A 19,140-nucleotide genomic window follows, 5' to 3' on the forward strand; every position below is an offset into this window, starting at 1 on the left:
TGTCCTCCTCTAATAATAATTTAACTTAAAAATGTACGAATGTACTCAGCGATCACACCGCCGAAATAAACACCGAAAACACCGACAACCGCTGAAAACACGGGTGGTGCAGGTAATGGCAGTCTTAAAAACTTAAATAAAATGCCGACTAAAATACCAGCAATTAATGCTAAAAATATTTCTTTCATAACTATGCCCTTCTTTCTTAATTTTCGATAACATCATATATTAACGGATTTTTTTCAACTGGTTGCTTAGTAAAGCTGTACGCAGCACGGATCTTCTCTTTTACATCTTCAACAGTGTCTGTATTCGCATGAATTTCAACTAGTTCTTCACCAGTCTTAACAAAATCTCCAACCTTCTTCTTCAAGATCACACCCACTGATAAATCAATCTCTGAGTCTTTAGTCAAGCGCCCAGCACCTAACATGCTTGCTGCCATCCCAATTTCATCAGCCACAATGTCTGATACATAGCCTTCTTGTTGAGCATCAACTGTCAACTTCACGCGAGCAGTTGGTAGCTGGGACGGATCATCGACAACAGATGGATCCCCGCCTTGTGACTGAATAAAGGTTTTAAATGTTTCAAGCGCATGTCCTGATTCAATCGCACTTTCTAATTTTTCTCTCGCCTCTTCAATCGAATTTGCTTTGTTTGCTAAATGTACCATATGACTACCTAGCGTTAAGCAAAGCTCTGTTAAATCTTCTGGTCCTTTACCCTTTAACGTAGCGATCGCTTCTTTGACCTCTAATGCATTACCGATCGCATGTCCTAACGGTTGATTCATATCTGAAATAACAGCAATCGTATGACGATTAGCCCCATTACCAATACCGACCATTGCTTTAGCTAAAGCTTTAGCATCTTCTAAGTCTTTCATAAATGCACCAGATCCCGTTTTAACATCCAGTACGATTGCATCTGCACCTGAAGCTATTTTTTTACTCATAATCGAACTCGCAATTAAAGGAATAGAATTAACCGTCGCTGTCACATCACGCAGTGCATATAATTTTTTATCGGCAGGTGTTAAATTCCCGCTCTGTCCAACAACTGCAACTTTATTTTCATTAACTAATCTGTTGAAAGTGTCACCGTCTAATTCAACTTCAAAACCAGAGATCGATTCTAGCTTATCAATTGTACCACCTGTATGACCAAGACCTCTTCCTGACATTTTTGCTACAGGAACGCCAACACTTGCGACAAGTGGGGCTAAAATTAAAGTAGTTGTATCACCAACACCACCGGTTGAGTGTTTATCCACTTTAATACCACTAATAGCGGACAGATCAATTTCATCACCTGAAGCGACCATTGCCATCGTAAGTGCAACACGTTCTTCTGTCGTCATATCTTGGAAATAGAGCGCCATTGCCATTGCTGACATTTGATAGTCTGGGATATCTCCATTTGTGTACCCTTCAATCATAAAATTAATTTCTTCTTCGGTTAATTCTCCACCATCACGCTTTTTGGCAATCAAATCTAGCATTCTCATGATTGTTCCACCCTTTCTTAAACGTTTATAACCACATACAACAAAAAAAGACTGATTTTAATACCGTTCTAATAAAAGGTCTACTGTTACTGTTATACCCTGAAAGATTACATGTATACCTTATATTTGTGATCGTAATCAGCCATTCAATCGACTTCTCCAACCTTGATCGTACTAAGGATTGAAACCCTTTTCAGCTCTACTTTAAATTATATAGGTTAGACGTCCAACAAGTCAACCGTAAAATTATGATCCAATAGAAAAAAGTCACCTCATTAAAGATGACTTTTGATTATACGGTACGCCTTCTTAGCACATTAAAACTCACTTGATCAGAACGGAAATAATTTAATGAATATAAGACCGGACGATCATTTAAATCAAAGTGGGTTTGTTTTAAAATTAAAATCGGTGTATCTCGTTCAGATTTTAATATAGATGAAATCTCTTTATGATAGCCAATTGTTTTAATATCAGCTTTTGCATAACTAATCGTGATCCCTGCATCATGCTGTAAGGACTCTAACATAGATTCGTGTTGAAGTTGGTAATCTTGATCCAATAAGTCTGAAGGAATTTTATCAATACAATACACAAGAGGTTCTTGATCTGCTTTACGCAATCTCTTGACTAGATAAACTTGCTCTTGTCCAGGTTCAAGATCTAACTCTTGAATATCCTCACTGTGCGCATCTGTAAATCCCGTGTACAACCATTCAGTTGCTGGCTCTTTACCTTCACGTCTAATCATATCCGTTATACTAAAAAGTTCTTCTAGTCCTCCTGAGAAAACGGGTTTTTTATTAACAAACGTGCCGATGCCATGCCTTCTAATAATAACATTCTCTTCTTCTAAAATTCGCAAAGCTTCTCTTAGCGTGTTACGTGATACACGAAATTGCTTAGCGAATTCCATTTCTGAAGGCAAACGTTCACCTGGTTCTAATTCTCCGTTATTAATTTTTTCTTTAACTTGTTCGATCACAAATAAATAACGCGGTGCCTGATAATTATACTCCATCCTGCTGCACTCCTTCTCACATACATTCGCCAAGCATCTGATGACGCTTTCAATCGTCGCACAATTTATCCGCTTCCATTATAGCATGATTTAACCGTTAAACAAAGACTTGATTTGTTGGACGTTCAGCCTCTAAAACGATCCATTTTGAACATGGCTAGGTCTACTTGAGTGGGTTGATCTGTCAGTCTATCTGCTAGCGCTTCTCCAAGTGCACTTGCAAATTTAAATCCGTGCCCTGAAAAACCCGCAGCAAAGTGAATACGCTTATCTTCAGGGTGTTGATCAATGATAAAGTCTTCATCCGGGCTCATTGTATAAAGACATGTCTTTCCTTTATTTAATTTTCCTGCTGCTTTTGGCATAAATGTTTTAAGAAACTCGCGAAGCATCTGTTCATCCTCTGGACGTGAGGTGAAATCTCGATCAAAGTGATCCGGGTCTACAGGTGTTCCATAATCATGTCGACCTAATTTCACACCAGAGCCATCAAAACTCGGAAAACCGTAGAACGTCCCTTGTTCTGATTCAAATGTGAATCCAGGAAACGTTGATGCATCAAAAGATGGATCTGATTCAAACCATCCAATTACTTGTCGTTTCGGTGTTAACTCAATATTTAAATTAAGTTCACGGAACCATTCAGCTTGATGAGCCCCTGTTGAAATAAGCACTTGCTTCGTTTGAATGTTTCCTTGATCTGTTTGAATGAATAGCTCCTTTTCTGTCTGCTTAATGGATTCAACAATCGTATTCGCTTGTAATTCGGCACCATTTTGAATAGCTAAATCTAAATAAAGTGACAAAGCTTGATCCACAAATACAACACCTGATTCTGGCTCAAAGCAACCACCATATGAATCATCGGGTAATTCAATCGAAGGATACGCTGCCTTTAAATCATCACGGTCCATATCTTTAAGTGGAAGATGATATGCTTGCGCACTTTTTCTAATTTCATTAAGAAAATGAGAATCTTTCTGAGCGATACTCAATATGCCTGTTTGTTTAAATATCGTATCGTCTGTCTTAGCTTGAAGATCATTCCATAATTTCTGAGCGTGACGTGCTAGAGGGGTATATGCCCTGCCTTCTCCATAAGCATGTCGAATGAGACGCGTCTCGCCTCCATGACTCCCCTGTTCATGAGGCGGTTTGTGTGCATCAATCATGAGCACACGTTGTCCTTTCTTGCTTAAGTAATAACCAGTTGAAATACCTATCGTGCCTGCACCAATTATGACAACATCATAGACCATTATTCATTTCACCTCTTTTTTTATTTCATCCTATCATAGATCACAAATGATAAACCATCCTCTTGTTGTGAAATGTCAGAAAAACGATTAAAATATAAGAATAGCTAGCAAATAAAGGGGGATATAAACATGAAACTACTACTAACTCTATTCGCGCTCTTTTTGTTAATCGGTTGCCAATCTGGCACTGATGAAGCAGATCAGACAGATGATGAAACAGAAGAGACAGAAACAATCGATGAATCTGATGATGAAAATGATGAATCAAATGACGATAGCGAATCTGATGAGGATGAATCAGACGATGAAGATGTAAGTGAAGAAGATGAAGGCGAAACAGACGAAAACGGATCAAGTGGTGAGGACTATGAAGAACCTGAGACAGACCAATCGATCGGTGAAGATGGTTATTATAATGCAGATGACGCCGTTGTTTTAGTTGAAGAGTATTTAGAAGCTGAAGGACACCCTAGTGGTATGAATGTTCAACATGACGGACAAGATGATGAAGGAAATCACCGCGTTCAAGTATTTGAAGTTGTTGATCATGGTGAAGGCGATTCTCATACAGCCACTTACGGTTGGTACTTGGTTGATGAAGAATCAGGCGATGTACACGATTTATTTGATTAATAAAGTATAAATCTCTCTAAGCAAACTGCTTAGAGAGATTTATTAATTAGTTCAGATTAACAATGGTTGTAAGTTGATTCGAATCATCAATAAGGTGTAATTCATTAAACGCAAAATCCATCAACGTTAGCGCTAATGTTTCAATTAGATCATCACGTTTTGTCTCATCACTTATTTCGTAATAAACTTCTACACGTTCACCTTCTGTTTCAACCTCCTGAATCATCACTTCAGATGGAATAGCCGAGTCTAGATCAAATGATGCGTCAGGAACTTCACTCATAGCCGTAATCGTTTCATATAAATCGGCATTTGAATCAATCTCAGAATCTAGTTTAAAACTCGGTAAATAAGTCCTCGTTTCGCTTCCTTCTAATAACTCCTCATCCGTTACTAAATAATAGCCTCGATTTGAATCAGTTTCAATAGACATTGATTCAACCTGTCCAGTTTGACCATAATCGATTCCAGCTTGATCATCAACATAGAAGTTTAACTCTGTTATTTTGTAAAGAGAGCTAATGACTTCTAGAGTCTCAGTCAAGTGCATTTGCTCGGTTGAAGCTAGACTTGCGAGCTCGTGTTCATCTGTAAAGGTTAGCGTTGCTGTATCATCATCGATTGTTACATCAACGAGTTCATCAAATGACTCCTGTATCGTAACATCACTTTCGATAAAAGATTGTTTCATACGTTCTTCAGTTGTTAAGTCATCCTCAGTGACATGAAGTCTAAACGCTAATAAATCATCTTGGTCGTACCAGAGCCATTCAACAATCGGTACAATAGATTGTGTATAGTTTTCTTCTTGATAGATTTCCGCTTCGTCTTCTTCAGAGGTATCTGTATCTTCATCTTCAAGATCATCAGTTGATTCTTCAGTTTCCTCAACTGGGGGTTCACTTTCTTCTTCAACTTGTGGTTCTTCTGTTTCTGTCGTCCCGCACCCAATTAGCAATAACATACTTACGATGCTGATCATCATTAATTTTATCATCGTTATAACCCCCATTTCTTTTTATAAATCTATTATAGCAAACACTATCGTCATTTTGAGCGGTTTTAAGAAAAACTTGTATTTAACCATTTTGAATAGAGGAAAAAGTTTAAAAAGCGTGGAAATAGGCAATGACGATAAGTGTACTAAAATTTTCTAAATGACCATGAAAGGCCTGATCAAAATGAGTGAACGAAAAGCCTATCGTTTTTTAATTTATGCGGTATTAACCTTCACACTAATTTATCTATTGAACTTAACAAGCTTTGTTTTTGAACCAATCGGAGCACTCCTTGCAGCTATTGCTGTACCGATCGTTGGAGCGGGATTTTTATTTTACATAACGAATCCCTTTGTAAATTTATTAGAACGTATTCGTGTGCCACGCCTTGTGGCCATTTTGATCGTTTTCCTTCTAATCGTGGCTTTAATCTTTTTCAGTGTTTATTTTATTATTCCCCCGATTCAAGAACAGATCAATAGTTTAATCGAAACAGCACCTGAAATACGCGAATCGTTTGAGGGCATTATTGATATGTGGCGCAATCGACAAGATTTCATTCCTGAGGGCGCGCAAGAAACAATCAACAGCATGATGGACAATATCGGAGAATATGCAGAAGAAGCAGCGACATCTGTTTTTAGTTTTTTAGGCGCATTCTTTAGTTTTATGTTTTCTTTTGTATTAATTCCATTTTTCTTATTTTTCATGCTAAAAGATGGTGATCAATTCGTACCGTTCATAAGTGGATTTTTCAGTAAATCTAAAGCCGAAAGCTTGCAACGTTTATTAAATAATTTAAACGAATCACTTGGCTCATTCATCCAAGGACAAGCACTCGTTAGCTTAAGTGTCGGAACGATGTTATTAATTGGTTATTTAATTGTCGGATTAGATTACGCTTTAGTCTTTGCAATATTCGCCTTGTTTATGAATCTCATTCCTTATATCGGCCCTTGGTTATCCGCTATTCCCGCGGTCATCGTCGGGTTCTTCCAAGATCCAATGATTGGCGTCTGGACAGCAGTAGTCATGATTATTGCACAACAAGTTGAAAGTAATTTAATTGAGCCGAATATCATGGGGCGTGTTCTTAAAGTTCACCCGCTCACCGTCGTCGTTATGATTCTGGCAGCTGGTGCGATAGTAGGGTTTGTTGGGCTTATCTTTGCCGTTCCAGCGTATGCAATTATTAAAACGACAGTTGAACACTTTTATGAAGAATACAAAAAAACACAACCGGTTGGAAAAAAGAATATTTGGTAAATAAAATAAGCGAGCTCATCTCAAATGGACAGCTCGCTTATTTTTGTGCGCGAAAATTTTGATTTGCGCGCGATATTTTATTTTTGCGCGCGATATTTTCGATTTGCGCGCGAAATATCAAATCTGCGCGCGAAACAGGTCTGTAGACTCACTATTTCATACGCATTAATCGCATGCTATTAAGTGAAACGAGTAGTGTCGCACCCATATCAGATAAAATCGCAATCCACAGCGTTAGCCAGCCCGGTACGACTAATAGAAGCGCTGCTAGTTTAATCAGTAAAGCGAACGTAATATTTGCTTTTATAATCCGAAGCGCTTTGCGTGAGAGTTTAATCGTAAACGGTAATTTTGATAAATCATCTGCCATCAGCGCTACATCAGCAGTCTCAAGTGCCGTATCCGTCCCAGCACCACCCATGGCTATACCAACTGTAGATGCAGCCAATGCGGGTGCATCGTTCACACCATCACCGAGCATCCCTACTGTTTGATAACGTTCTTTTAATTCCTTAATTCGTTTTAACTTATCATCTGGCATAAGCTCTGAGGCTACTTGCGTCACGCCGACTTGAGAGCCAATCTCTTGCGCTGTTCGGTCTACATCACCAGTGAGCATAATCGTCTGATCAATTCCTAATGCATGAAGCTTTTTAATCGTATCTGCACTCGATTCTCGGATACGATCTGCTACCGCTACAAGTGCGATCATTTCAGTTGAAGTACCAAACAACATAACTGTTTTACCTTCATCTTGCCGTTCTATAATCATTCTCTCTAAATCTGGATTAATTATTTGACCTAAATCATCTTTAAATAATTTCACATTTCCTACATAGTATTCACGACCTTCAACTATCCCTCGTATTCCTTTCCCAGTCAATGATTGAAATCTTTCAACCTCTCGTTTCGTAAAGTGACGATTAGTAGCTTCATTTAAAATGGCACCTGCCAATGGGTGTTGTGACACATCTTCAAGTGAGGCCATAATATCAAACGTCTCATCTTCTGATTGCTCATCGGTTAAAACATGATAATCGGTCACGACAGGAATACCTTCTGTTAGCGTACCCGTTTTATCAAAAGCAATCGCGTTCAAACCTGACATGGCTTCTAAATAAACCCCACCCTTTATTAAAACACCCTTTTTCGCCGCATTGCCAATCGCTGAAACGATCGAGATCGGGGTAGAGACAACAAGTGCACAAGGACATCCTACGACAAGAACCGCTAATCCTTGGTATAACCACGCTTCAGCATTCAATCCCCATACTAACGGAGGCAATAACGCTACTAAAAAAGCGATTACCATTATTGCTGGTGTATAATACTTCGCAAAAAGATCGATAAATGCTTGTGCCGGTGCTCGTTCCGCTTGGGCTTCTTCAACAAGATGAATGATTTTTGAAATGGTTGTATCCTCTGATCGTTTGGTTACACGCACTTCTAAAAGCCCTTCTTCATTTAATGTTCCTGCAAACACCTGACTATCTTTTGTTTTTTCAACCGGGATCGATTCACCTGTAATCGCCGCTTGATTAACAGCAGATACTCCCTTTTCTACGATCCCATCCATCGCTATTTTGCTACCAGGTTTGACGATCATCACGTCATCGACTTGAATATCTTTTACATTCACAAGCTGCTCTGAACCATTTCGCCTTATTAAAGCTTGATTCGGTGCAATGTCCATTAACGAACGAATAGATTGACGTGCCTGGTCCATCGAAAAGCGTTCTAACTCCTCACTTAAGGCAAACAATATTACAACAATCGCAATTTCCATCCATTCACCAATGATTGAACCGCCTATTACAGCAACGGTCATTAACGTTTTCATATCAAACGTAAGGTGTCGTAAATTAATCAAGCCCGCCTTTAATAAATCCAATCCAGACACAAGAATCGATGTGACAAATAATAACACCGTCACAACATTCGTCTCACCATTAATAAAAAAGGAAACAATTCCGATCAAAAGTAAAGCTGTAGCAAACAGTAAGGATTGGTAGCGTTTATAAAACGGTACGCGCTCTGTTTGTTTAGCGTCTTGATCAGAAGAGTCCGTCACCACTTTCAAATTCTCAAACGCTCCCGCTTTTTCTAACTCCTCAACCGAGGCCTCCCCTTCAATCGTTAACTTTGACGCACCGAAATTAACATGTGCTTCTTTAACACCTGGTAAGTGTTGCACGTTTTTTTCAAATGTTCCCGCACAATTCGCACACGAAAAACCTTCTATTTGATAGGTCTTTTTTTCTTCATTCGTCACGATCCTTCACCTCTCTAGCATGAATCACACCAATTGTAATTAACGTGTTCACATGCTCATCATCTAAAGAATAAAAATTTAACTTGCCTTCTTTTTTACTTTTAGCTAATCCCATTTTACGTAACTGACGTAAATGATGTGAGGCTGTAGCTGTTGATGCTCCAATAATATGGGCCACATCACACACACATAAACGCTCTTCTTGTGATAAACAGTAAATGATTTTCAGACGGGTTTCATCACTCAACACTTTAAACATACCCGATACAGTCTTCAAATCCTCTGATTCGACAAGGGGTTTCAACCGGCCCACTTTCTCCTCATCAAACTGAAATATGTCGCATGTTTCTTTATCTTGAACCATCAGCACACATCTCCTTTTTCATTCAAACACCCGTTTGATTATATTATCATTCTAATGCACGTTTGAATGTGTAGCAAGACTTATTCAAATATTGATTTGAATATGACGTTAGTTTTGACAATTTAGGCTATTTTGTGACAAAGATGTAATGCTTTTCATACAATAAAGTGATAAAATGTGACTATCTTATTCAAGAAATTAACTGGAAGAAAGTGTGGGGATGACCGTGGAAACAAGCCGATTAACGCTTGATACAATTCAACATTTAGTGAACGATTTACCCATTCCCTCGTTCATCACATCAGATCAAGATATCATTATCGCTTATAACGACTTAGTTTTAAAATACTTAGATAAAGAAAAAAATTTAAAAGGCCTTGCTTTGTCGACTGTTCTTAATCAAGATTCTTTTTTAATGACTTCTAAACCCAGTCCCATTTCAGTTCACAAACAAATACTTGAGATAGAACCATCAAAAAATTTTCATCTCGTTCAGTTTTATGACCTGACCAAACAACAAACAACTGAAAAAAAGCTAGGGCAATTAGACCGACAATTGAAATCATTATTCGAACACCATCCTGAACTTATTTTCACATTAAATCCAAGCGGATACTTTATCAACGTCAATCCTGAAGGCGAAAAATTATTAGGTTATGCAAAAGAAGAGCTTTATAAGCTTCAATATACAGATATCGTTATTGAAGAAGATTTACATTTTACGCAACCCTACTTTTATGATGTCTTAAATCAACAAGTTGTTGATTTTACACTTCGAGTACGAACCAAAGAACGATTTATTCGAACTTTACACATTACAGCTGTACCGATTATTGAAGATCAACAGGTCACAGGTGTCATCGGTATCGGACGAGACATTACACAAACGAACGCCATACAAAAGCAACTACAAGAAAGTGAACAACGCTATCGCTCAATCTATGACAATAACATTGATATGATTATGTCTGTTGATTTAGAGGGGCGTTTCACCAGTATTAATAAAGTAACACAAGACATGTTTCAAACAGATGCCGATCAACTTATCGGCACATCGTTCTTCCCTTATATAAGCACAGATTATTATGACCATACGGAAGAACATTTTAACAATGCGATAACAGGGCAAGCGACGCAGTATGAAACGGTCGTTATTAATGACGAAAAACAATTATTCCATTTACATGTCACGTTAGTTCCGATCATGATTAATGGTACTATCACCGGTATTCACTGTATCGCAAAGGATATAAGCGATAAAAAACGACTTATGAACCAATTAAATCAAATGGCTTATACCGATTACTTAACTAACCTACCAAACCATTATAGTTTTCATCGCCATGTCGACAAGTTCATTGAACAAGGTAGCAAATCGTTTGCCGTTATGTTTATTGACTTGGATCGCTTCAAATCGATTAATGAAGCACTAGGACACACGGTTGGGAATGATGTGCTTATTCAAACGGCTCATCGACTTAAATCACTTCTGCCCCGTCATGCCAATTTATTTCGTTATAGTGGTGATGAGTTTATCGCTACATTTAATCCAACGACAGTTGATGAGGTGAAAGGATGGGCTCAAGAAATTGTTCAAGCTTTCAGAACCCCCCTTCAACTAAGTAGTGATGTTGAATTTTTAACCCCTGTAAGTATCGGCATTAGTTTTTTCCCAACAGATGGCAGCGATACAGATACATTAGTGAGAAGAGCTGATGCAGCGGTTCGCCTAGCTAAGCAAAATGGAAAAAACCAATATCAACTGTTTCATTCACAAATTAAGGAACATCACGAGCAATACTTTAATATAGAATCGCACCTATTAAATGCCGTTGAAAAAAATGAATTCTCACTCTACTATCAACCTCAACTATCACTTGAAACTGAAGAAGTTAAAGGTTTAGAGGCATTGATTCGTTGGCATAGCGATAAACTAGGTTTTGTATCACCGGGTGATTTTATTCCAATGGCTGAGGAAAATGGTTTAATTGTTGACATTGGCGAATGGGTCATTGAAACAGCTTGTCAGCAAATTGCGATTTGGAAACAAAAAGGCTTAGATCTTTATCCGATATCGGTCAATGTCTCGATCCGTCAGTTTTATCATACAAATTTCTTAGAGCACTTAAAAACAACGATTGAAAAAACACAGATTGACCCCAGATATTTAGAAATTGAAATTACCGAATCGGTCGCTTCAAACACAACACTTGTTCTGGAAATATTGAAAAAACTTAAAGACATTGGCGTTCAAATTGCGATTGATGACTTTGGAACAGGCTATAGCTCCTTACACTATTTAAAAGAATTCCCGATCGATTATTTGAAAATTGACCAATCTTTTGTCCGTGATATTACGACTGATGAAAAAGACCAGAGTATTGTGAAGACGATTATTATGCTTGCATCTAACCTTGGGCTTAAAACGATTGCTGAAGGTTGTGAGACAGAAGAAGAGTTACAGTTTTTAAAAGACCATGGTTGTGATCTTGCACAAGGCTACTATTATAGTAAACCTGTACCTGCAGATGCATTTGAGACATGGTTTAAAGCTTGGAATGACGCATTATAATTTTATTAAAAGGCGTGCTAATCTATGAATCTAGCTTTCATTGTCAATCCTGCATCCGGTAAAGGATTAACAGCATTCAAACGATTTAAGAAAAAATTAACAATCCCTTATCGAACCTATATCACACACTATCCTAAGCATGCAACAAAGATCATTCAACACCTTTTGGATGAAGGATTAATCAACGTGGTCATTGTTGTTGGAGGTGACGGAACGATCCATGAAGTGATCAATGGCATGAAGCAACACCAGCTTGTGCTTGGTGTTATTCGAAATGGATCTGGGAATGATTTTGGCCGTCACTTTCATACCTTTAAAACAGCTCGACAATTAGAAACATTCATGAAAAGAAAACCAAAAACGGTTAAAGCAGATTTAGGCGTGTATCAATCGACTAAACAGCAACGATTATTTATTAATAATAGTGGGATTGGATTTGATGCGGCGGTTTGCCAAAGCATCAATCAATCGACACACAAGACTTACCTAAATAGGCTTAAGTTAGGTAAACTCATCTACATCTATCACGTCTTTAAAACGTTACGTACATTTGAACCCTTTGACCTTAAACTGATGACAGAAGACCATGAAGCATCTTTTACAAACGTTTGGTTTTTAACCGCTAGTAACCAACCATTCTTTGGAGGCGGGATGAAAATCGCACCACAGGCTAACGGTCATGACGGTACGTTAACGATCACAATCGTTCAACACCTAAAACGCAGGTCGTTTCTATACCTTTTTTGGCTTGTCTACAAAGGCGCACACACTCGTAACGCTGCTGTTTCACAAATGCAAGTCAAACAGCTAACGGTTCAAACCGGAAACAATCAGGTGGCTCATGCCGATGGCGAAACTTACTACATAACACGTCATACACCGGTTCATTATCAAATTCAACCTAAAAAAATACAGCTTGCGAAGAAGACTTAATCTCTTCTTACGCAAGCTGTATCTATTTATTAGTTAGACCATACTTTTATGCGATTCTTTCCTTCTTTTAATACTTGGATAGGGCCTGAAAGTGTCTCATTATCTTTTCTTGCATTTAATAAATCCACATCTAGAACCATTTTCGTGCCATCAGGATTTTCGAATTCACTATCAACAATACGCACGCGCGTTAACGTATCCGTACTATGAACCGGACTCTTCAATTGACTAAATCCATCAGGTAAATCTAATGATAGATAAACGCCATCTTCCTCTTCTGTCACTTCTACATTTGGATCAAATGCTCCCATTTCAAATGGATTGGCTTCACGATCAAATCCTTTCGCCCCATTTAAATAAACATTATGATCAACATAAGCCGGTTGATTAATATCTGCATAACGTTCAACATCTCCTGGCACTTCTTCAACTGTATTAATATAGTCTTCAAGAGATGTCGTATAGCCATCATAATGAGATGTACCGACATCATCTAAACCGTCTTTTCCGACAAAAATATTTTGATAGAAACGATCATCGCCACCATAAACAAGTGCAAAGCCAGCCACTTCGGTACTATGTGGTAAATGATAAGGCGTCGATCGGTCTCGTACATCTTGATGCTTCATCTGTCCGCAGATTAAGTTATTGATATAGGCACCACCTTGTGCGAAATTGTCCATCGCATACTCAGATGCCAAAATATTATGATCAACTGTATATGGACCATGGCTCACTTCAATAAATAAATCACGGCTGTTTTGATACAAAATATTTTGAGTTAAGCGTGTACCTTGTGTTTGCCAATCTAACCAAATCCCTAATGAACAATCGTGGATACGGTTTCTTTTGATTTGAACATCAATCGCCGCATGTAATTTAATACCGGCAATCTCAAAACCATAAAATTCACGTTTTAAAGCAATATTATAAATGTGATTGTCATAAATCTCACTAAACACACAACCTAAGTGACCGACAATCGCATTTTGACCACAATCATAAATGGTATTGCGACGAATCACGTGAGAGCCGACTAACTCTTTCTTCCACCCTTTACGACTTGCATCAAAAACAGACTCTAACTGATACTGATAACCTGGTTTATCTTTGCGAATGGAACGTTTATGATGCCCAGTTGAAATTTCTTTTCCAATACTGATCGCACTGCACTTGGAATCGTGGATCACATTGTCTTCAATAATCCACCCCTTACTCCAGTTCGCTCCAATTAACCCTGGTTGATCTGCTGTAGGTGGCGTCCAAGGTGTCGCTGCATGAGCCATCTCAAATCCTCTAACTGTAATATAATCGATACCTGTTTGATCTGGATAAAAACAAGCTTTTCTCACATTAATTTCGACGACCTCAGTATTTGGATTTGCTTCTTGAAAATTGGCATAAATCGTCGTTTCTTTAGGCGTCACTTCAGCATACCAGCCATATAACGTTTGATAAGGATTTTTGACGGGCACTGTTTTTCCTGTCCAATCATCGATGATTTCAGTTCTCTTTTTCAGATCCTTTAACTTATCAAATGTTGTCACTTCATAAAATGACATACCATTTAAATAAACATCACCTAAATGTTTCACTTCTGGTGCGGCTAGCCAATCACCGAACACTTCTTTCTCAAATGGATTGTAATCACCAAAGAAAGCATTAGGTATTTTAACTGACCAAATCGCTCCTTCAACTTGTTGCCAATTCGTGATGCGCTCAGATCCTTTGATGACAACATGCTCATCCTCAGCAGCTGTATAAGTGATGCGGCGTTTATCACTCAATCCTTTATGTTGTGGCTTTACCCATTCTCTGTATTCACCTTCATGAACGATGACCGTATCACCCGCTTCTGCTTTTGATGCTGCTTTATTGATCGTTAAAAACGGATGTTCTTTCGTTCCTTCACTTTGATCCGATCCATGCTTAGACACATGATATGTAAATGTCATTTAAATTCCTCCTTTTATATGATTAGTCTAACTAGAAATCGCTTTCAATTTCTACCCCTTTTATTGTATAATTTAAGACAATATTTGTGTTAAAAAGGAGACCATCATGGCATTTTTTGAACATTACGGAACAGAAAGCGATCATATGTTTCATCACTTTAACTTAACACGCACGGAATTCCCGCTCCACTTTCATAAAGCATTTGAACTCATCATCGTTCGCCAAGGAAAATTGCATCTAGCGATTGATGACCATGCCTATACACTCTTACCGAATGAGTGTGCGTTTATCTTCAGCCATCAACTCCACGGGTTTCATGCTGAACAACATACAGAAATGAGTATTCTAATTTTCTCACCAGAATTAATTGGTGATTTTGCGATGGATTACCAGCATTTGATTCCTGATCAGCCGATCTTTACATGGTCCGAGAGTTGGCCATTAGAAGAAATAACCACTCATTATCAGCAAAAAAGCTTACTGTATGCTATATGTGATCGACTCATTTCTCAATCAACATTTTCAAACGTTCACTCATCAACAAAAAAACAAGTACTACTACAATTGTTTAGTTATATCGATCAACATTACACAACAACTTGTACGTTAAAAGGGGCCAGCCAATCCCTTCAGTACGATTATGCGTATTTATCGAAGTTATTTTCACAGTTTACACAAATGCCTTTTACTCATTATGTCAATTATTACAGAATCGCACATGCACGCTACTTACTTAAAAATACGTCTCTTTCAGTTGGACAAATTGCTGACCAGTGTGGTTATCAAACATTACGATCTTTTCATCGTAATTTCAAAAAAATCACCCAACAATCGCCCAAAGCCTATAGGACACATATTGTCTGAGCCAAGTGATTAAGCCCTATTTAAAAAGCAGGTACTCAAAAGATGAGTACCTGCTTCTTTGTCCGTTCGTCAATAAGCGTCTTCAAAATCATTTTCGCCAAAAGGTGGTGCAATCCGCCTTATCTTGAATATTAAAATCAATAATTGTTTGAAGTAGTTCATAATCAACCGAATCTTTCCAAGGCATGCGAATTAACTGCTTTGTATACTCATATCCTGCTCTTGTAATTTTATCTTCTAGCTCATTAATTGCCTGAGGCTCAGGTGCAATTGCCAAATGTTTTTTAGCTACACTGAACCCAATGATAAACGTTCCGTGATCTAAAAACATCGGTTGATTCCATTTAATTGTTAACTCCAATTTGGGATAATTCCTTGTAATCCAATCTAGAACCTCTTTAACTCTTTTTTGTTGCACGTCATCTTCAATCGTTTCAAGAAAATCATAAACAGTATTCATAGTTATCTCTCTCCTTTTTACGTTAAAATGCCTTTCTTTGATAAATAAATGTTGTCACACTCCACGAAATCATATAGATTATGAGGGATAAGATAGCGGCAGAAATATATAATGTCGGTTCTGAGAATTGAAAAATCCAAGCTGTTATCTCATCAAAGTGATCCGCCAAAAATGACAAGAATGGTGGCAAAAAACCAACCGAAAGAATAAATACAATCATAATCACAGTCGTTATATACCCCTGTTTGATAATATAATAGAGCGGGAAGGCTAATCCCGAAAACACTAAAAACAAACTCACACCTATTGCCATATCTGTTAAAGAAAACGATACATTAAACATTAAAAACGCTATTGTCACGATACCAATGGATATGACCGCATAAACAATCGATCCTAAATAACGTGCTGCAATAATTTCTGTTCGGGTATAAGGTAATGAATTTAACAGTATATTTGTCTCTGCTTTTTCATCATAAGAGAACGCATTAAACGGAATATATATACAAGCCACTAAAACCGTTAGAGCTGGATGTGAATCCATTATGATAAAGAAAGCAACAAATGGTATAAAACCAAGCAGCAACATTTTCTGTATAATCGCATCACGTCTAATTAAATTTATCATTCTCTACTCCCCCTTTTGACATAATACATAATATCTTCTAAAGATGGATTTTCAATTAAAACTGATTCACCAAATATTTGCTTCACTTGTTTAATATCTGATGTCAACGCTTCAAATCCAGCATTCGTTTTGCGTAAGTGGATAAAGGCTTGTTTTGTGTCACGATCGAGTAATTCTGTTTTGCCTTTTACAAGTCCAAACGTATCACTTAGTTCATGAATTGATTGATTAAACACCAGTTCACCACTTTGTAAGAACGTTATGTAATCAGCAATTCGATCGAGATCTGAAGTGTGGTGCGTCGAGAAAAATATAGTTCGATTACCCTCAACCATGATTTCTTGTAATAAATCTAGTAAATCTCGCTTGAAAACTGGGTCTAATCCCGCTGTTGGCTCATCCATAATAATCAGTTCTGCTTGATGAGATAACGCAATTGCCAGTGATGCCTTCATCTGCATTCCTTTAGAGAAGGTTTTGATCGGTTTATTTAAAGGTAATTCGAATTGGTCAACATAATGATGAAATAAATCATCATCCCAACGTTTATATGCCGGTCCAACAACACGCTTAATATCTTTTAGATTCAAGCCCTCATAGAACACATTACGATCATACACAAATCCTATTCGCTCTTTGATTTCTTTCTCGTGCGTTTTATAATCCAACCCGAACATCTTAACTTCACCAGAATCTGGTTTTAGCAAGTTCATAAGCATCTTGATTGTCGTTGACTTCCCAGCACCATTTGCACCAATAAAACCCGTAATAAACCCTTGCTTAACTTTAAGATCCAAGGAATCAATCGAAAAATTCTTAAACGTTTTTGTTACATTTTTTAATTCAATTACATGTTCCACCATCATCACTCCTCATACAAAATCTTTAATAATTCTTGAAGGTCCTCAAGCGATAGCCCAATTTCTCGACTATTCGTAATGATCGCTTTCATCTGATCTTCAATCGCCTTCTGTTTCTTTTCTTTAATTAACTCCAAGTTTTGTTCTGATACAAACGAACCCTTCCCAGCAACTGAATAAATAAAACCATCATTTTCAAGCTCTTCATAAGCTCTTTTCGTTGTAATTACACTAACTTGTAAATCTCTTGCGAGTTGACGTATCGACGGCAACATCTCACCTTCTTGTAATTCACTAGACAAAATAAGTGATTTAACTTGCTTAATAATCTGCTCATAAATTGGATCCTTTGAACGGTTCGACACAATGATTTGCATGCTAATCCCTCTTAACTGTATATACTATATATATACAGTATACACACCTTTGTTTTTTTTGCAACCTATTAATGCAAAATAACATTTATAAACAAAAAATACCCCAACCTGATCAAACAGGCTGAGGTATAATATGATGATCATTTAACCAAATACAATTAGTGCAATTGCTCCGATGACATTTACCGTATTCGTCAAGATTGACAGTGCGACGAATAACAATAAACTATTTGTTCCTGGTGTTGTTTCATAACGTAACATTAAGTAGGTAAGTACAATCAATAAACTGATCATCAAGATCGCGAATATGACACTCGAGACCATTGCGGTCGCTGTACTTAAATAAAACATAACGAGCACAAAAGAAATGAGGTATAGTCCAACAACAAGACGCTTCGACCACTTGTTCCCTAAGTTAACAACCGTTGTCATTTTGTTACTTTTACGATCAGATGGCTCATCCGGTAAAGAAGTCGATAATGCCATCGCAAGTTGAGATGGTAATAAGATTAAAGCTGTGACCCATGAAAACTGCGCCAAGTCACCACCTTGAGCGGTAAAGCCAACTAAAGGTAAGATCAGTCCAACCCCTAGCATTTGCAACGTCTCACCGTATCCTCTGTACGACAGACGAATTGGGTAAAAACTATAAGCCTGAAAGATTAATAAACCAATAACAACGAATAAGAGAATGAAACCATTTGACTGAACGATTGAAAAATAAAGGCCTACAACCATTGATAAAGTAGCCATCACCATAGCACCGATAAATAACTCAGTTTTATTCAACTCTTTTTCAACTAACACACGCGAACCACCTGTAAACGGTGTATATGTATCATTTAATTGATCTGTTTCGAAATCTGCATAATCATTCGCATACACAATCGTCGTCGCCATAAACAAACCATAAAGCATTAAAATAATAAATGCTGATCCATAAAATGCATCGTATTGATCGACAAACATAGCTTGCCCTAACCATAAGCTTGGGTAAATAAATGTTAAAGACGGCAATCGTGATGCCTTGATCCAAGTTTTTAAAGTATCCATCCCTTTTCCCCCTGATTGATGTTTATGCTAAATCACAGTATATAACTAGGTTTTAACTTTACCACATCTTGAATTCTAATGCATAACTTTTGCATCGAAATTTTCCAAAAATAA

18 protein-coding genes are annotated in these 19,140 nt (G+C 37.6%); 5 read left to right on the top strand and 13 right to left on the bottom strand.

Going from position 1 to position 19,140, the window contains the following annotated elements:
* Positions 1 to 20 precede the first annotated feature (20 nt).
* The 4 genes from BLR62_RS07990 to solA form a co-directional block, all read right to left on the bottom strand.
* Positions 21 to 188, bottom strand: a complete 168-nt coding sequence (locus BLR62_RS07990) for a XapX domain-containing protein (RefSeq protein WP_090795601.1) — start codon at positions 186 to 188, stop codon at positions 21 to 23.
* A 17-nt stretch (positions 189 to 205) separates the two neighbouring features.
* Positions 206 to 1,510: a pyrimidine-nucleoside phosphorylase gene (locus tag BLR62_RS07995; protein WP_090795604.1), complete on the bottom strand. Its 1,305-nt coding sequence runs from the start codon at positions 1,508 to 1,510 to the stop codon at positions 206 to 208.
* Positions 1,511 to 1,802: 292 nt separating this feature from the next.
* Positions 1,803 to 2,531, bottom strand: coding sequence for a GntR family transcriptional regulator (locus BLR62_RS08000; protein ID WP_090795607.1), 729 nt, complete (start codon positions 2,529 to 2,531; stop codon positions 1,803 to 1,805).
* 125 nt (positions 2,532 to 2,656) lie between these two features.
* Positions 2,657 to 3,790, bottom strand: coding sequence for an N-methyl-L-tryptophan oxidase (solA, locus tag BLR62_RS08005; protein WP_090795610.1), 1,134 nt, complete (start codon positions 3,788 to 3,790; stop codon positions 2,657 to 2,659).
* A 129-nt stretch (positions 3,791 to 3,919) separates the two neighbouring features.
* Here solA and BLR62_RS08010 point away from each other — a divergent pair, with 129 nt between their 5' ends.
* A complete protein-coding gene (locus BLR62_RS08010; RefSeq protein ID WP_090795612.1) occupies positions 3,920 to 4,423 on the top strand; it encodes a hypothetical protein in 504 nt (167 codons plus the stop codon).
* Positions 4,424 to 4,469: 46 nt separating this feature from the next.
* Here the strand turns inward: BLR62_RS08010 and BLR62_RS08015 are convergent, their stop codons facing one another.
* On the bottom strand, positions 4,470 to 5,420 hold the full coding sequence (locus BLR62_RS08015; protein WP_090795615.1) for a hypothetical protein: 951 nt from the start codon (positions 5,418 to 5,420) through the stop codon (positions 4,470 to 4,472).
* A 160-nt stretch (positions 5,421 to 5,580) separates the two neighbouring features.
* Between BLR62_RS08015 and BLR62_RS08020 the strand changes: the two genes are divergently transcribed.
* Positions 5,581 to 6,687 (top strand): AI-2E family transporter, encoded by a 1,107-nt coding sequence (locus BLR62_RS08020; protein WP_245719432.1) that lies wholly within the window; start codon positions 5,581 to 5,583, stop codon positions 6,685 to 6,687.
* A 151-nt stretch (positions 6,688 to 6,838) separates the two neighbouring features.
* On the opposite strand, the gene BLR62_RS08025 is transcribed toward BLR62_RS08020, so the two are convergent.
* Together BLR62_RS08025 and BLR62_RS08030 are read right to left on the bottom strand one after the other, a co-directional pair.
* A complete protein-coding gene (locus BLR62_RS08025; protein WP_090795620.1) occupies positions 6,839 to 8,962 on the bottom strand; it encodes a heavy metal translocating P-type ATPase in 2,124 nt (707 codons plus the stop codon).
* Positions 8,949 to 9,323 carry an ArsR/SmtB family transcription factor gene (locus BLR62_RS08030; protein ID WP_090795623.1) on the bottom strand — a complete coding sequence of 125 codons (375 nt, stop codon included), beginning with the start codon at positions 9,321 to 9,323 and terminating at the stop codon, positions 8,949 to 8,951. Before BLR62_RS08030 ends, BLR62_RS08025 begins: the two co-directional genes overlap by 14 nt.
* Before the next feature lie 226 nt (positions 9,324 to 9,549).
* Between BLR62_RS08030 and BLR62_RS08035 the strand changes: the two genes are divergently transcribed.
* Both BLR62_RS08035 and BLR62_RS08040 read left to right on the top strand, forming a co-directional pair.
* Positions 9,550 to 11,895 (top strand): sensor domain-containing protein, encoded by a 2,346-nt coding sequence (locus BLR62_RS08035; protein ID WP_218119768.1) that lies wholly within the window; start codon positions 9,550 to 9,552, stop codon positions 11,893 to 11,895.
* A 24-nt stretch (positions 11,896 to 11,919) separates the two neighbouring features.
* The gene (locus BLR62_RS08040; protein WP_090795628.1) at positions 11,920 to 12,828 is read left to right on the top strand and encodes a diacylglycerol/lipid kinase family protein; all 909 of its coding nucleotides are present in this window, start codon (positions 11,920 to 11,922) and stop codon (positions 12,826 to 12,828) included.
* Between the two features lie 29 nt (positions 12,829 to 12,857).
* Here the strand turns inward: BLR62_RS08040 and BLR62_RS08045 are convergent, their stop codons facing one another.
* Positions 12,858 to 14,783 (bottom strand): right-handed parallel beta-helix repeat-containing protein, encoded by a 1,926-nt coding sequence (locus BLR62_RS08045; RefSeq protein WP_090795630.1) that lies wholly within the window; start codon positions 14,781 to 14,783, stop codon positions 12,858 to 12,860.
* A gap of 106 nt (positions 14,784 to 14,889) precedes the next feature.
* Between BLR62_RS08045 and BLR62_RS08050 the strand changes: the two genes are divergently transcribed.
* On the top strand, positions 14,890 to 15,648 hold the full coding sequence (locus BLR62_RS08050) for a helix-turn-helix transcriptional regulator (protein WP_090795633.1): 759 nt from the start codon (positions 14,890 to 14,892) through the stop codon (positions 15,646 to 15,648).
* 88 nt (positions 15,649 to 15,736) lie between these two features.
* Here BLR62_RS08050 and BLR62_RS08055 read toward each other — a convergent pair whose 3' ends face one another.
* The 5 genes from BLR62_RS08055 to BLR62_RS08075 all read right to left on the bottom strand — a co-directional run bounded on the left by BLR62_RS08055 (position 15,737) and on the right by BLR62_RS08075 (position 19,026).
* A complete protein-coding gene (locus tag BLR62_RS08055) occupies positions 15,737 to 16,108 on the bottom strand; it encodes an iron chaperone (RefSeq protein ID WP_090795634.1) in 372 nt (123 codons plus the stop codon).
* A 22-nt stretch (positions 16,109 to 16,130) separates the two neighbouring features.
* Positions 16,131 to 16,736 (bottom strand): ABC-2 transporter permease, encoded by a 606-nt coding sequence (locus BLR62_RS08060; RefSeq protein ID WP_090795638.1) that lies wholly within the window; start codon positions 16,734 to 16,736, stop codon positions 16,131 to 16,133.
* Entirely contained in the window at positions 16,733 to 17,596 is an 864-nt protein-coding gene (locus BLR62_RS08065) for an ABC transporter ATP-binding protein (protein WP_090795732.1), read from the bottom strand. The genes BLR62_RS08060 and BLR62_RS08065 overlap by 4 nt, the downstream gene beginning before the upstream one ends.
* Before the next feature lie 5 nt (positions 17,597 to 17,601).
* Positions 17,602 to 17,973, bottom strand: coding sequence for a GntR family transcriptional regulator (locus BLR62_RS08070; protein ID WP_090795639.1), 372 nt, complete (start codon positions 17,971 to 17,973; stop codon positions 17,602 to 17,604).
* A 144-nt stretch (positions 17,974 to 18,117) separates the two neighbouring features.
* Positions 18,118 to 19,026, bottom strand: a complete 909-nt coding sequence (locus BLR62_RS08075) for a prenyltransferase (protein WP_090795641.1) — start codon at positions 19,024 to 19,026, stop codon at positions 18,118 to 18,120.
* Positions 19,027 to 19,140: the final 114 nt, after the last annotated feature.

It is taken from the genome of Pelagirhabdus alkalitolerans (assembly GCF_900096905.1).
GTDB classification, from domain to species: domain Bacteria; phylum Bacillota; class Bacilli; order Bacillales; family Amphibacillaceae; genus Pelagirhabdus; species Pelagirhabdus alkalitolerans.